Annotated in this window: 13 protein-coding genes and 5 tRNA genes; 17 read left to right on the forward strand and 1 reads right to left on the reverse strand. The window is 60.3% G+C overall.

From position 1 onward, the window contains the following. Nucleotides 1–260 precede the first annotated feature (260 nt). Nucleotides 261–1,034, forward strand: a complete 774-nt coding sequence (locus JQN68_RS05560; RefSeq protein WP_225071570.1) for a hypothetical protein — start codon at nt 261–263, stop codon at nt 1,032–1,034. Nucleotides 1,035–1,061: 27 nt separating this feature from the next. Here the strand turns inward: JQN68_RS05560 and JQN68_RS05565 are convergent, their stop codons facing one another. Further along, nucleotides 1,062–2,552, reverse strand: a complete 1,491-nt coding sequence (locus JQN68_RS05565; RefSeq protein ID WP_225071569.1) for an AAA family ATPase — start codon at nt 2,550–2,552, stop codon at nt 1,062–1,064. Nucleotides 2,553–2,955: 403 nt separating this feature from the next. Between JQN68_RS05565 and JQN68_RS05570 the strand changes: the two genes are divergently transcribed. The 16 genes from JQN68_RS05570 to rplJ all read left to right on the forward strand — a co-directional run bounded on the left by JQN68_RS05570 (nt 2,956) and on the right by rplJ (nt 12,469). Then, complete coding sequence (locus JQN68_RS05570; RefSeq protein ID WP_225071568.1) at nt 2,956–4,668, forward strand: proline--tRNA ligase; 1,713 nt, start codon at nt 2,956–2,958, stop codon at nt 4,666–4,668. Nucleotides 4,669–4,730: 62 nt separating this feature from the next. Beyond that, nucleotides 4,731–5,966 carry a DUF4388 domain-containing protein gene (locus tag JQN68_RS05575; protein ID WP_225071567.1) on the forward strand — a complete coding sequence of 412 codons (1,236 nt, stop codon included), beginning with the start codon at nt 4,731–4,733 and terminating at the stop codon, nt 5,964–5,966. A gap of 4 nt (nt 5,967–5,970) precedes the next feature. Next, nucleotides 5,971–6,702, forward strand: coding sequence for an orotidine-5'-phosphate decarboxylase (pyrF, locus tag JQN68_RS05580; RefSeq protein ID WP_225071566.1), 732 nt, complete (start codon nt 5,971–5,973; stop codon nt 6,700–6,702). Then, entirely contained in the window at nt 6,702–7,457 is a 756-nt protein-coding gene (rlmB, locus tag JQN68_RS05585) for a 23S rRNA (guanosine(2251)-2'-O)-methyltransferase RlmB (protein ID WP_225071565.1), read from the forward strand. The genes pyrF and rlmB overlap by 1 nt, the downstream gene beginning before the upstream one ends. A gap of 158 nt (nt 7,458–7,615) precedes the next feature. Continuing rightward, a tRNA-Thr gene (locus JQN68_RS05590) sits at nt 7,616–7,691 on the forward strand. Nucleotides 7,692–7,737: 46 nt separating this feature from the next. Beyond that, nucleotides 7,738–7,822, forward strand: a tRNA-Tyr gene (locus tag JQN68_RS05595). Nucleotides 7,823–7,941: 119 nt separating this feature from the next. Beyond that, nucleotides 7,942–8,018: transfer RNA gene (locus tag JQN68_RS05600), tRNA-Gly, on the forward strand. Between the two features lie 38 nt (nt 8,019–8,056). Further along, nucleotides 8,057–8,132: transfer RNA gene (locus tag JQN68_RS05605), tRNA-Thr, on the forward strand. Between the two features lie 103 nt (nt 8,133–8,235). Beyond that, nucleotides 8,236–9,426: an elongation factor Tu gene (gene tuf / locus JQN68_RS05610; RefSeq protein ID WP_225071552.1), complete on the forward strand. Its 1,191-nt coding sequence runs from the start codon at nt 8,236–8,238 to the stop codon at nt 9,424–9,426. Between the two features lie 60 nt (nt 9,427–9,486). Beyond that, nucleotides 9,487–9,636, forward strand: a complete 150-nt coding sequence (rpmG, locus tag JQN68_RS05615) for a 50S ribosomal protein L33 (RefSeq protein WP_225071564.1) — start codon at nt 9,487–9,489, stop codon at nt 9,634–9,636. 54 nt (nt 9,637–9,690) lie between these two features. Beyond that, a tRNA-Trp gene (locus JQN68_RS05620) sits at nt 9,691–9,767 on the forward strand. Nucleotides 9,768–9,791: 24 nt separating this feature from the next. After that, a complete protein-coding gene (secE, locus tag JQN68_RS05625; RefSeq protein WP_225071563.1) occupies nt 9,792–9,980 on the forward strand; it encodes a preprotein translocase subunit SecE in 189 nt (62 codons plus the stop codon). A 19-nt stretch (nt 9,981–9,999) separates the two neighbouring features. Beyond that, the gene (nusG, locus tag JQN68_RS05630; RefSeq protein WP_225071562.1) at nt 10,000–10,533 is read left to right on the forward strand and encodes a transcription termination/antitermination protein NusG; all 534 of its coding nucleotides are present in this window, start codon (nt 10,000–10,002) and stop codon (nt 10,531–10,533) included. Between the two features lie 37 nt (nt 10,534–10,570). After that, nucleotides 10,571–10,993: a 50S ribosomal protein L11 gene (rplK, locus tag JQN68_RS05635; RefSeq protein WP_225071561.1), complete on the forward strand. Its 423-nt coding sequence runs from the start codon at nt 10,571–10,573 to the stop codon at nt 10,991–10,993. Nucleotides 10,994–11,020: 27 nt separating this feature from the next. Then, on the forward strand, nt 11,021–11,722 hold the full coding sequence (gene rplA, locus JQN68_RS05640) for a 50S ribosomal protein L1 (protein ID WP_225071560.1): 702 nt from the start codon (nt 11,021–11,023) through the stop codon (nt 11,720–11,722). 228 nt (nt 11,723–11,950) lie between these two features. Next, the gene (gene rplJ / locus JQN68_RS05645; RefSeq protein WP_225071559.1) at nt 11,951–12,469 is read left to right on the forward strand and encodes a 50S ribosomal protein L10; all 519 of its coding nucleotides are present in this window, start codon (nt 11,951–11,953) and stop codon (nt 12,467–12,469) included. Nucleotides 12,470–12,517 lie beyond the last annotated feature (48 nt).

Below are 12,517 nucleotides of genomic sequence, written 5' to 3' on the forward strand. Positions count from 1 at the left end.
GTGATCGGGCTTGTCCGAAAAGGTGATGGGGTGCTCCTGCCGCGGACCTTCTTTTTAGTGTAGCAAATCCGCCGCAGCTTCGCCGGGCCGGGGCGCAAAACGGGCGGCTGGTGGATCCGCCAGCGGCTGTCCGAGGGGAAATCATGCGCTGTGGCTTTCGTCCTGGCGCGGATTCTGTTAGAGTACCCGGCAGGGGATGACTCTGGGGGTGCCCAAACAATGCGGGACCGGTCTGAGTCCGGATGGAAAGGATTGGATGGATGTTGAGATGGTGTGGCGTGTTGGTGGGATTGATGCTGTTGGGGGGGTGTGCGGGCTCCGGCGACCAGATGCGCCGCTTGAGTACCGAGAATGAGCGACTGCAGACCGAGCTCGCTTTGGCCCGCGGCAATATTCAGGAACTGCACCAGGAAAGATCCGCTTTGCAGGACAAGGTGGCCTCCTTGACCCGCCTGTCGAGCACCCTGGAACGGGAAAAGTCCATCCGCGTCGAAGAAACCGGCAAGTTGCGCCGCACCATGCGGACGTTTGTCAAGGAACAGCTGGATGTGCTGCGGATCTTTTCTCAGAACGAGGATTTTTTCGACTATCTGGGGGCGGAACTCGTCAATCGTGAGTTCAGCGGCAAGGACGCGTTGGTGCTCATCGATGGGGCGCACCGTCTGCCGGCGCGGGGAACCTTGCTGGGGGTGAGGGGATTTTTCATCACGCCCTGCCGGTTTCGGTTGCTGATACTGCGGGGGACGGGCTCCCAGTGGCGCGTGGCCGGGGAGTCACCGCAGTTGGAGGTGCGACAAATCGGCTCGCGGCAGGTCGACCTCGAGGTTCCGTTACCCGTCGAAGCGGGCGACGTACTGGCCTATGCCTTCAGTACCCCGGTCGGGGTTCCCTATGACGAGGGAACGGGCGGCACCATCGCCGTGGATGTCGGTAACGCGAATCTGAAGGCCGGGCGCCTGTTGGAGGTGACGGTGCCGACCGCCACCCGCGGGGCCCGGGCCTATTCCATCGGTGCCTATGGTTTGTTTGACTGACCCCAAACAATTAATCGCATCAGGTATTCAGCGGTTCCCCGTCCTGCTGGCCGATACCGCCCGTTTGAAGGCCCAGGCTTCGATCTTTTTGATCTGCTCCGCCATGGTGATGGACAGGGGCACGGTACGGCCGATAGCCTCCATGACATCCTGCTGGGTCAGGGTTCGGTTTTGGGCCAGGCACTCGAAGACGGCGCTGGCTACGGCCTGTTCGATTTCCGCGCCGGAAAAGCCCTTGGCCGAGTGCGCCAGCATGGAGAGGGAAAAGTCGTCGGCGGCAAAGCCGCGCCGTTGCAGGTGGATGCGGAAAATGGCCTCACGCTCCGGTACCTCCGGCAGGGCCACGTAGAAGATCTCGTCGAACCGACCTTTGCGGAGGATTTCCGCCGGCAGCATTTCGATGGCGTTGGCGGTGGCGGCGACAAACACCGCGGCCCGCTTTTCCTGCATCCAGGTGAGGAAATAGCCGAGGACGCGCGATGCGGCTCCACCTTCGGCCTTGAACCCCTGATTGGAAATGCCGGCTTCAATCTCATCGATCCACAATACGCAGGGCGCCAGGGACTCCGCGGTTCGCAGCGCCTGCCGCAGGCTGCTTTCCGGCGATCCGTAGGTGCCCTCGTAGACGGTCGCCATGTCCAATCTTACCAGCGGCAGGCGCCAGCGGGCGGCGATGGCCTTGACGAACAGGCTTTTGCCGCAGCCGCTGATGCCCATGATCAGGACCCCTTTGGGCAGGTTGCGACCGGCGGCCAGATCATCGGCGCCGAAGGCCCGCTCCCGTTTGGCCAACCACTCCTTGAGATTTTCCATGCCCCCCACCTGCGCCGCGGCGGGATCGTTGTCGACGAATTCCATGATGCCGGTCTTCTGCAGGATCTGCTTTTTGGTCCGGAACAGGGAAGCGACCAGTTGGTCCAATTGGGCTTCGCGCTGCAGGCGGGTCAGGCGCATGGCATGGCGCAGATCGGACAGATCCAGCCCCTGGGTTGCCAGCACCAGGCGATCGATATCCGCACTGCTCTGCACGATTTTCTGCAGCAGCGGATCCTTGTCGCGGCGTTCCTGAAAAAAACTCCGGAGTTCGGCCCGATCCGGCAGGGCATGTTCGAAGAGCAGAAAAGACTTCTCCAGAGCGCCGGGCAGGTTGGCCTCGTGGCCCAGGAAAATGAAGGTTTTGGGGGCATCGCCGGGCTGGTCGGCGGCCTCGAGGAGGAGACGCTGCAGATAGGGCTGGTCGTGCCAGAACCAGTGCATGTCCTTAAAGACGAACACCCGCCGCCCGGTTTGCGCCAAGGCCCAGTTCAAAGCCGCCAGAGGCTCTTTGGTTTCGGCCACTTCGGGAAAACCACGGGTGCAGGTCCAGGTCACGGGCTCGGGCAGGGACGGCAGCCCCTGGCGCATGCAGCGGGCAATCAGTTCTTCGCTGCGGGCTTCGTTGGCGGTGCGCAGAAAAAGCAACGGAGCGCCGGCGGCGATCTGTCGCGCCAGGGTGGCGGCATCGATGGGTTCCTGCATGGACTTTCTCCTGGCAAGAGGCGAGAGGAAGCGTGGGAAAACGCACCATAACCTAATGGTCGGCAAATGTCCATGCGAGCCCCGCTAAGCCGCTGGCCGGAGCTGCTGAGTTTTCTTGCATTATCGGCTGAAATACGCTAGTTTCCGTGCGGAAAAGGCCTGTCGTGCCGTGCTGCAGCCCGGTTTGGCGGTGGCCGGTCGGGGGCCTCCGTGTCTCGCCCCGAAAAGGGCTGTTTGCCGATCCGATTGGTTTCTCCCACGGTTCCGAATCCGCCTGTCAGGCGGCCAACCAAGGCCCGGCGCCCATGCCGGGGGTGTTGGCGGGATCGGTCCCTGTCGACAGCAGGCGGTTCGGTCATGAGGCATTGCCCATTGCACACACTTGTCACCACTCGAGGATTCCATGCGCTATTCGGACTATCTGTTGCCCACCCTCAAGGAAACTCCGGCCGATGCCGAGGTCATCAGTCATCAGCTCATGCTGCGGGCGGGAATGATTCGCAAACTGGCGGCAGGCATCTATAATTATCTGCCCATGGGTTTGCGGGCCGTCCGCAAGGTCGAACAGATCGTTCGCGAGGAGATGAACCGTGCCGGGGCCATCGAACTGCTGATGCCCATGGTCGTGCCGGCGGAGCTGTGGCAGGAGTCGGGGCGCTGGGAGCAGTATGGCAAGGAGTTGTTGCGTTTTACCGATCGCAAGGAATCCGATTTCTGTCTCGGCCCGACCCATGAGGAAGTGATTACCGATCTGGTGCGGGGCACGGTGCGTTCCTACCGCCAACTGCCCCTCAATCTGTACCAGATACAGAGCAAGTTCCGGGATGAAATCCGGCCGCGGTTCGGTCTCATGCGCGGCCGCGAGTTTATCATGAAGGATGCCTATTCCTTCGACTTGGACGAGGCCGGCGCCGATCTGGCCTATGAAAAGATGTATCAGGCCTATCGGCGCATCTTCGAACGCTGCGGTCTGAAATTCAGGGCGGTCGAGGCCGACACCGGCAATATCGGCGGCAGTTCTTCCCACGAGTTCATGGTGCTGGCGGAGTCCGGGGAAGATGCTATTGTTTCATGCAGCGGTTGCGAATACGCGGCCAATGTGGAGAAAGCCGAATTGGCGGCCGGAACACCATCCTTTTCGGAACCGCAGACCGAATTGGTCAAGGTTCCCACTCCGGGGCGTCGCACCATCGAAGAGGTGGCGGCCTTTCTGCGGGTCGGGGTCGACCGGTTGGTTAAAACGCTCATCGTCCAGACCGATGGCGGCGAAATCCTGGCGGTGCTGTTGCGCGGCGATCACGAGTTGAACGACATCAAACTTTGCCGTCTGCTGGGATGCAATGAAGTGCAGTTGGCCGATGACGAAACCGTATCCCGGACCACCGGTGCGCCGGTTGGATTTGCCGGGCCCATCGGCCTCAAACTGCGGGTGCTGGCGGACCATGCGGTGGCCGGAATGGTCGATTTCATCACCGGCGCCAACCAGGACGACATGCATTTTACCGGGGTCAGTTGGGGTCGTGATTGTGCCGCGCCGACCTTCGCCGATTTGCGATTGGCCAAGGCCGGCGATGCCTGTCCGCGTTGCGGTGCGTCCCTGGAGTTGTGGCGTGGCATCGAGGTAGGGCATGTTTTCAAGCTCGGTACCAAGTATTCCGCCGCCCTCGGGGCGACGGTGCTGGACGATCAGGGCCAGGAGCGGGAACTGTTCATGGGCTGTTACGGCATCGGCGTCGGCCGGACCGTCGCCGCGGCCATCGAACAGAACCACGACCGGAACGGCATCGTGTTTCCGCTGCCCATCGCCCCTTTCCAGGTGTTGATCACCGTGGTCAATCCCCGCGAGGAAGAGGTGCTGGCGGCGGCCAACGATCTGTATCGGCAACTCGAGGCGGCGGGAATCGAAGTGCTCCTGGACGATCGGGATGAACGGCCGGGCAGCAAATTCAAGGATGCCGACCTGATTGGCATTCCCCTGCGAGTAACCGTCGGCAGTCGGGGGTTGGCGGAGGGCGCGGTGGAACTGCAGGAGCGGGCCTCCGGACAGCGGACCATGCTGCCGATGGCCGATGCGGCGCGGTTGCTGGCCGAGCAGGTGCGCGCCGTCCTCGGCTGAGGGGGGGCCGGCGACAGGATGGGTGGCCGGAACCTGGGGCTGGGCAGAATACGGGACAGGCTATGAATAAAATCAATATCGACGGCAGCGGGCGCCTGGAACTGCCCCTTTACGTTTTCAAAGAGTTGGGTAATACGCCTCTGGAGCTGGTGTGTCACTCCAATGCCCACCTGCTGTTTTCCAATGTCGACAGCGGCTTTCAACTGGCCGGGGTTTTGGGGGAAATCGCCGTAGTCGATATTCTCTCCTTCCTGAACATGTTCCGAAAGACCGGGCAACTGGTATTCAACCTGCAGGGCGGCCGTAAGATTGTCGGTTTCCAGCAGGGGGAGATCGTCAGCGCCGACAGCACCTTTCCGGACGAGGATATCTGCGCCATCCTCGTTGAGCAAGGCAAGCTGGAGTTGGAGCGGTTGCCCAAGCTGCGGCAATTGGTGGCGAACCAGGGCGGTTGCGGCCGGATTTTGGTGGAAAAGGGCCTGATTGCCGCCAAGGATTTGTGGCTGGCCACCCGGTTGCAAGTGGAGACCATCGTTTTTAACCTGTTCGGTCAGAATCAGGGCACCTTCTTTTTCCTGGAGAAGGAACCGGAAAAGGAAAAAATGGTGCGCCTGTCCATGAATGCCCAGAATCTGATCATGGAAGGCCTGCGACGGGTCGATGAACGGGCCCTTTTCATGCGTCTGATCCGCTCCTTCGATGCCATCCCCAGGCTGGTGGAAAATGCCGTAGGCGCCGCCACGGAGGAGGAAGCCCGTTTGCTGGCCATTATCGAACCGGGCAACCTCAATGTGCGCAATGTGCTGCGACGCTGCGGCATGACGGAGTTCGAGGGGTTGCGCCTGCTCTATGAGTTGCTTAACCGAGGTGCGGTGCGCATGGAACCGCCGCCGAACATGGCGGTAGCCGGCGATTTGGGCGAAATTTTATTGGTTTTCAATGGCGCCCTGACGGCTCTCTATCGTCGCATCATCGTTAAGAATCCTCGTTTCAACGAGGAGGTCAACCACTTCCTGCTGGCCATGCCGGCGCCCTTTTCCCTGGTTTTCCAGGATGCGGAGTTGCGTGAGGACGGGGCGGTGGACGGCCGCCGGGTGCTGAGCAACCTGGCCGGGATGCAGGACCAGGATAAGCGACGGTTGCTCGCGGAAGCCTTGAGCGAGTTGATCTATATGGAGTGCATGGCGGCCCAGCGCGATCTGGATAGCGCGGAAGCGGCCAAGCTGATTCAGAAAGTGCAGGAAGTTCCCCGGCGGGTGAAAAAACTGCTGGTTAAAAAACAGTTTTCCGAAGGCTAGAATAATGATTCAAGATGCTCGAGAACGTCTGATCTTTGCCCTGGACGTGGACAGCCTTGACGAAGCCGGTCGCTGGGTACGTTTGCTGCGCGACCAGGTCGGCATCTTCAAGGTCGGCAAGCAACTGTTCACCCGCTGCGGCCCGGACGTGGTGCGCATGATCCGGGAGCAGGGCGGTGAGGTTTTTCTGGATCTCAAATTCCACGATATCCCCAATACCGTGGCCTGCGCGGCGGTGGAGGCCGGCCGGTTGGGGGTAAGGATGTTCAATGTTCACGCCTTGGGCGGAGCCGCCATGATGGAACAGGCGGCCGCTGCGGTGAAGGAACAGGCTGCCGGCGGTTCGGCCAAGGCGCTGCTGCTTGGCGTCACGATTCTCACTTCCTCCAGCGATATGACTTTGCGCGAAGTCGGCATCGAGCGACCCGTTTCCGAAATGGTGCCGCTGCTGGCCTCCCTGGCCTGCCGCTCCGGTCTCGACGGGGTGGTGGCCTCGCCCCTTGAAGTCGGGCTGATCCGGCAATTGTGCGGTCCGGATTTCGCCATCGTAACGCCCGGGGTGCGCCCCGATTTTGCGGCCCGGAACGATCAGTGCCGCACCATGACGCCGGCCGGGGCCATCGCCGCCGGCGCCGATTACCTGGTGGTGGGGCGACCCATCTCCCAAGCCCCGGATCCGCTGGAAGCCGCGGAGCGCATCGTGGCGGAAATGGCTGCCGCCCTTGAAGGGCGCTGATGGCCACCCTGGAGCTCATCTACGGCATCAATCCGGTGGTTGAAGCCCTCGCCGGGCGGCATCGCCGCCCCGTGGAACTGCTGGTCGCGGAAGGTCCTTCGCCGCGCCTGCAGGAGTTGCTGCGAGCGGCCGAGGTTGGCGGGGTGACGGTGCGGCGCGTGGAGCGTCGCGAGTTGGATCGTTGCGCCGGTCACGGCCGTCATCAGGGCGTGGCGCTTAAGGTTGAGCCCTTTGCCTACCAGGACCTCGAAGACGCTCTGCAGGCCTGGCGCGACTCGGGTGGACCGGCTCTGTTCCTGGTGCTGGACGGCATTACCGATCCGCACAACCTGGGAGCGCTGTTGCGTACGGCCGAGGCGGCGGGCTGCCACGGTGTCATCGTGCCGAAGGACCGGGCCTGCCCGGTCACGGCCGTGGTGGACAAGACCTCCGCCGGGGCGCTGGCCCATATCCGACTTTGCCAGGTGACCAATCTGGCCCGCTGTCTGGACCAGCTCAAGCAGGCCGGGGTCTGGGTGTACGGCCTGGCCGGGGAAGTGGGGGCGCAACCCCTTCATGCCGCCGATCTGACCGGGCACGTTGCCTTGGTGGTCGGCAGTGAAGGCAGCGGGTTGCGGCCCAACGTACGCAGCCACTGCGATGCCCTGCTCGCCATTCCCATGCGCGGGTCCGTGGCGTCCCTCAACGCCTCGGTAGCTGCGGGAATCGCCCTGTTCGAGTGCGTGCGGCAGCAAAGTTCCATGGCCGCCGGCTGACACGTTGCATCGAACGCATCGTGACCGGAGGTGGTTGCAGAAACAGGTTGACAAGCACCGGCCTCCGGATCTATACATGCGCAAGTCACGCCGCCGGGCCATGCATTTTGTGCTTGCATTTTACGGTCGATGGGTTTATAAAGCCCATCTGTGCTTGGGCTGGCGTAGCTCAACAGGTAGAGCAGCTGACTTGTAATCAGCAGGTTGCGGGTTCAATTCCTGTCGCCAGCTCCAGAAGCAAGGGGAGCAATCCTCTTTGACAATAAAAAGCGCATCTCCTGGAGGGGTTCCCGAGCGGCCAAAGGGATCAGACTGTAAATCTGACGTCGTAGACTTCGGAGGTTCGAATCCTCCCCCCTCCACCATTTAAATACTTGCCGGATGATGTCGCGGTTGCAGGATGCCAGGAGGCAAAAGCCAGACGGACTGGACCTGTGGCGCGGATGAGTCCAAAAGATGTTTCAGAACGGAATGTGCTGTCAGGGCGGGAGTAGCTCAGTTGGCTAGAGCATCAGCCTTCCAAGCTGAGGGTCGCGGGTTCGAATCCCGTTTCCCGCTCCAGATTATAGGCCGATTCCGCGCGGTTGCAGGTGAATTAAGCCCACATAGCTCAGATGGTAGAGCGCATCCTTGGTAAGGATGAGGTCACCGGTTCAAATCCGGTTGTGGGCTCCATTTACGGCAACGGCGATTTTTGCGTTTACATTCCCCGGTACCGTCGACCTTGTGCGGCGGCCAACGAAAAAGCACTTAATCGCATAAAGGGAGGTTGATCAAGATGTCGAAAGCCAAATTCGAGAGAAAGAAGCCGCACGTCAATATCGGGACGATCGGTCACGTTGACCATGGTAAGACCACGCTGACGGCAGCCATCACCAAGGTCATGGCGAGCAAGGGGTTTGCCGAGTTCAAGGCCTTCGACCAGATCGACAATGCGCCGGAAGAGCGGGAGCGCGGCATCACCATCGCCACCGCGCACGTGGAATACGAGACGGAGAATCGTCACTATGCCCACGTCGACTGCCCCGGCCATGCCGACTACGTCAAGAACATGATCACCGGTGCGGCGCAGATGGACGGCGCCATTCTGGTGGTGTCGGCCGCCGACGGCCCCATGCCCCAGACCCGCGAGCACATTCTGCTGGCCCGTCAGGTGGGCGTGCCGGCCATGGTGGTGTTTCTGAACAAGGCCGACATGGTGGATGACGCCGAGTTGATGGAGCTGGTGGAGTTGGAAGTGCGCGAACTGCTGAGCACCTACGACTTTCCCGGGGATGAGATTCCCATCATTTCCGGCAGCGCCCTGAAGGCCCTTGAGGGGGATCCCGGCGAGTTGGGCGAGCAGGCCATTTTCAAGCTGATGGAAGCCGTCGACTCCTACATTCCGCAGCCGGAGCGCGACATCGACAAGCCGTTCCTGATGCCGGTGGAAGACGTGTTCTCCATTTCCGGCCGCGGTACCGTGGCTACCGGTCGCATCGAGCGCGGTGTCATCAAGGTGCAGGAAGAGGTCGAGATCGTCGGCATGCGTGCGACCCAGAAGACGGTCGTGACCGGTGTCGAGATGTTCCGCAAGCTGCTGGATCAGGGTCAGGCCGGCGACAACGTCGGCGTGCTGCTGCGCGGCGTGAAGCGCGAGGACATCGAGCGCGGTCAGGTTCTTTCGAAGCCGGGCAGCATCACCCCGCACACCAAGTTCAAGGCCGAAGCGTACATCCTGACCAAGGAAGAAGGCGGTCGCCACACGCCGTTTTTCAACGGTTACCGGCCGCAGTTCTACTTCCGGACGACGGACGTGACCGGCGTGGTGGAACTGGCCGAAGGGACGGAGATGGTAATGCCTGGTGACAACGCCAGCATGACCGTGGCCCTGATTACGCCCATCGCGATGGACAAGGAACTGCGTTTCGCGATTCGCGAAGGCGGTCGCACCGTCGGCGCCGGCGTTGTCAGCGAAATTATCGAGTAATAGCCTGGACGGACTTGCTTCGCCCGCCGCCGGCGGGCGAAGCGGTTAAGGAACGGATCTATGCGGGACATCATCACTCTGGCATGCACCGAGTGCAAGCAGCGTAACTACACGACGACAAAAAACAAAAAAACCAAGCCTGAGCGTCTCGAGTTCAGCAAGTACTGCCGTTTCTGCAAGAAGCACACTGCGCATCGGGAAACGAAGTAGTCATCAATACGACTGACACGGGGGCGCTCGCGCGCCAAGTCAGTTTCGACGTGCAGGCCAGTAGCTCTAATGGCTAGAGCACCGGTCTCCAAAACCGGGTGTTGGGGGTTCGAGTCCCTCCTGGCCTGCCATTTTCATATCGCATTGGAGTGCCCGTGATCGGCAAATGCATTGATTTTCTCCGCCATGTCAGAACCGAGCTCGGCAAGGTGACCTGGCCGACACGGAAAGACGCCTACGGATCGACCTGCGCGGTCATTGTGCTGGTACTGATCATGGCGGTCTTTTTATGGGCTGTCGATTTGCTGTTGTCGACGGGGATCAAGACGCTGCTTGGCGGCTAGCGGTGAAAGAAAGCAGAGCATGGGAATGAAGTGGTACGGGGTACATACCTATTCGGGATTTGAGAACAAGGTCAAACTGAATCTCGAAGAGCGCATCCGGGCGATGGGGCTAGAGGAGTTGTTCGGCGAAATCCTCATCCCCTCCGAGACGGTCGTGGAGATGAAGAAGGGGGAGAAGAAAACCTCCACCCGGAAATTTTTCCCCGGCTACATCCTCGTACAGATGGAATTGAACAACGAAACCTGGCATGTCGTCAAAGATACTCCGAAGGTTACCGGTTTCGTTGGTGGCGGAGTGACGCCGCCCTCCATTCCCGACGAAGATGTGGCGAAAATCACCGCTCGGATGGAAGAGGATGTCGAACGTCCCAAACCCAAGGTTGCCTTCGAGGTCGGTGAAACCGTACGCGTGGTCGACGGGCCCTTTCTGAATTTCACCGGTGTGGTGGAAGATGTGAAGCCCGACAAGGGAAAGTTGAAGGTCATGGTCAGTATTTTCGGCCGTGTAACTCCCGTCGAACTCGAGTTTATACAGGTCGAAAAAACCAGCTGACGCTGGCTTATAACGCAATTGTGTCAAGGAGCTGCTCATGGCCAAAAAGGTTGTTGGAATGATAAAATTGCAGATTCCTGCCGGCAAGGCCAACCCTTCGCCGCCGGTCGGCCCCGCGCTGGGACAGCACGGGGTCAACATCATGGAATTCTGCAAGGCGTTCAATGCCAAGACCCAGAATCAGGAAGGGATGATTACGCCGGTAGTGATCACCGTCTACGCGGACCGGTCATTTTCTTTTATCACCAAAACTCCGCCCGCTGCGGTGCTGTTGTTGAAGGCGGCCAAGATCGACAAAGGGTCCGCGATTCCCAACAAGAACAAGGTCGGCAAGGTCACCAAGGCCCAGGTTCGGGAAATTGCCGAATTGAAAATGCCCGACCTCAATGCCTTCGATATCGAAGCCGCGGTGCGTACCGTTGAAGGTACTGCTCGAAGCATGGGGCTTGAAATCGTCTAACTTTCTGGCAGGATCTGGAGAACGCCAATGTCCATAGGAAAGCAGCATAAAGAAGCAAAGGCCAAGATTGACCGGTCGCGCGCCTATCCCATCGAGGAGGCGGTTGCGCTGGTGAAGGACGCGGCCTACGCCAAATTCGATGAAACCGTTGAAGTGTCCATTCGCCTCGGGGTCGATCCGCGTAAAGCCGATCAGATGGTTCGCGGCGCGGTAGTCCTTCCCAACGGTCTGGGTAAAACCGTTCGCGTTCTGGTTTTCGCCAAGGGCGAGAAGGCTCTTGAAGCTCGCGATGCCGGTGCCGACTATGTTGGTGCGGATGATCTGGTCGAAAAAATCCAGGGCGGGTGGTTCGATTTCGATACCGCCATCGCCACTCCGGACATGATGGGTACCGTCGGCAAGATCGGCCGGTTGCTTGGGCCCCGCGGCTTGATGCCCAACCCCAAGGTCGGTACGGTCACTTTCGAAGTCGGCCGGGCGGTGTCCGAAGCGAAGTCGGGCAAGGTTGAATACCGGGTGGAGAAAGCCGGGATTGTGCATGCCCCCGTCGGCAAGGCTTCTTTTGAGGTGGAAAAACTGCAGGAGAATGTCGTTTCTCTGCTGGATGCCCTGATCAAGGCCAAGCCGGCCACCTCGAAGGGCACCTACTTGAAGAAGATTTGCATTACCAGCACCATGGGACCAGGGGTGGTTGTCGACATTCCCAGTCTGCAGGCCCTGGTCAAGTAATGGCATTGAGAATAACCATCGCGTAGCCGGCCTGCTCAACAATGAGCAGGTCGGCTCATTGCGCCTTATCATAAATCCAGGTCAAAGACAGCAGGCACTCCCGTTTAATGGCTTTCGCCGCCTGCCGAGGCCCATGGAACCGATGGACTATCCCTCGTCTCCCTCTGGGGCCCGTGACTGGAACATTGAGCCACAAGTGGCCGAAATTCTAAGAAAGGAGGAGAGACGATGAAAAAAGAAGGCAAAGTCCAAATGGTGGCCGATATCGCTGCCAAATTGGCGGACTGCAAGGCGGCCTTTCTGGCCGATTACCGCGGTTTGAGCGTCGAGCAGGTTGAACAGTTGCGTGCGGAATTGCGTGCGGCCGGCGTGGAATACCGCGTCATCAAGAACACCCTGTTGCGTCTGGCCGCCAAGGGCACCGGGATCGAGTGTCTGTCCGGGCAATTGGTCGGACCGACGGCCGTGGCCCTGGTCCGCAACGATCCGGTTGCTCCGGCCAAGGTTCTGGTCGAATTTGCCAAGAAATGCCAGGCCTTCGAACTCAAGGCGGGTGCCTTAGGTGGCAAAGTATTGTCTGTGACGGACATTCAAGCCCTGGCGGAACTGCCGAGTCGCGAAGTGCTGCTCGCCAAGATGCTGGGCTCCATGAATGCGCCGGTCACCAATTTCGTCGGCGTTCTGGCAGCTGTGCCTCGTTCCCTGGTTCAGGTGCTGGCCGCAATTCAGGACCAAAAGGCCGCCTGAAAATCCATTTTCACTTAAAAGCTTCCATCCGTTTTGCTGCGGATGACT

The organism is Desulfuromonas sp. CSMB_57 (assembly GCF_020194955.2).
Lineage (GTDB): Bacteria > Desulfobacterota > Desulfuromonadia > Desulfuromonadales > Syntrophotaleaceae > JAFCIY02.

What these genes read in the sequence shown, in the direction of transcription:
- JQN68_RS05560 (WP_225071570.1), top strand. Translation starts at nt 261, where the DNA reads ATGTTGAGATGGTGTGGCGTGTTGGTGGGATTGATGCTGTTGGGGGGG.
- JQN68_RS05565 (WP_225071569.1), bottom strand. Translation starts at nt 2,552, where the DNA reads ATGCAGGAACCCATCGATGCCGCCACCCTGGCGCGACAGATCGCCGCC.
- JQN68_RS05570 (WP_225071568.1), top strand. Translation starts at nt 2,956, where the DNA reads ATGCGCTATTCGGACTATCTGTTGCCCACCCTCAAGGAAACTCCGGCC.
- JQN68_RS05575 (WP_225071567.1), top strand. Translation starts at nt 4,731, where the DNA reads ATGAATAAAATCAATATCGACGGCAGCGGGCGCCTGGAACTGCCCCTT.
- pyrF (WP_225071566.1), top strand. Translation starts at nt 5,971, where the DNA reads ATGATTCAAGATGCTCGAGAACGTCTGATCTTTGCCCTGGACGTGGAC.
- rlmB (WP_225071565.1), top strand. Translation starts at nt 6,702, where the DNA reads ATGGCCACCCTGGAGCTCATCTACGGCATCAATCCGGTGGTTGAAGCC.
- tuf (WP_225071552.1), top strand. Translation starts at nt 8,236, where the DNA reads ATGTCGAAAGCCAAATTCGAGAGAAAGAAGCCGCACGTCAATATCGGG.
- rpmG (WP_225071564.1), top strand. Translation starts at nt 9,487, where the DNA reads ATGCGGGACATCATCACTCTGGCATGCACCGAGTGCAAGCAGCGTAAC.
- nusG (WP_225071562.1), top strand. Translation starts at nt 10,000, where the DNA reads ATGGGAATGAAGTGGTACGGGGTACATACCTATTCGGGATTTGAGAAC.
- rplK (WP_225071561.1), top strand. Translation starts at nt 10,571, where the DNA reads ATGGCCAAAAAGGTTGTTGGAATGATAAAATTGCAGATTCCTGCCGGC.
- rplA (WP_225071560.1), top strand. Translation starts at nt 11,021, where the DNA reads ATGTCCATAGGAAAGCAGCATAAAGAAGCAAAGGCCAAGATTGACCGG.
- rplJ (WP_225071559.1), top strand. Translation starts at nt 11,951, where the DNA reads ATGAAAAAAGAAGGCAAAGTCCAAATGGTGGCCGATATCGCTGCCAAA.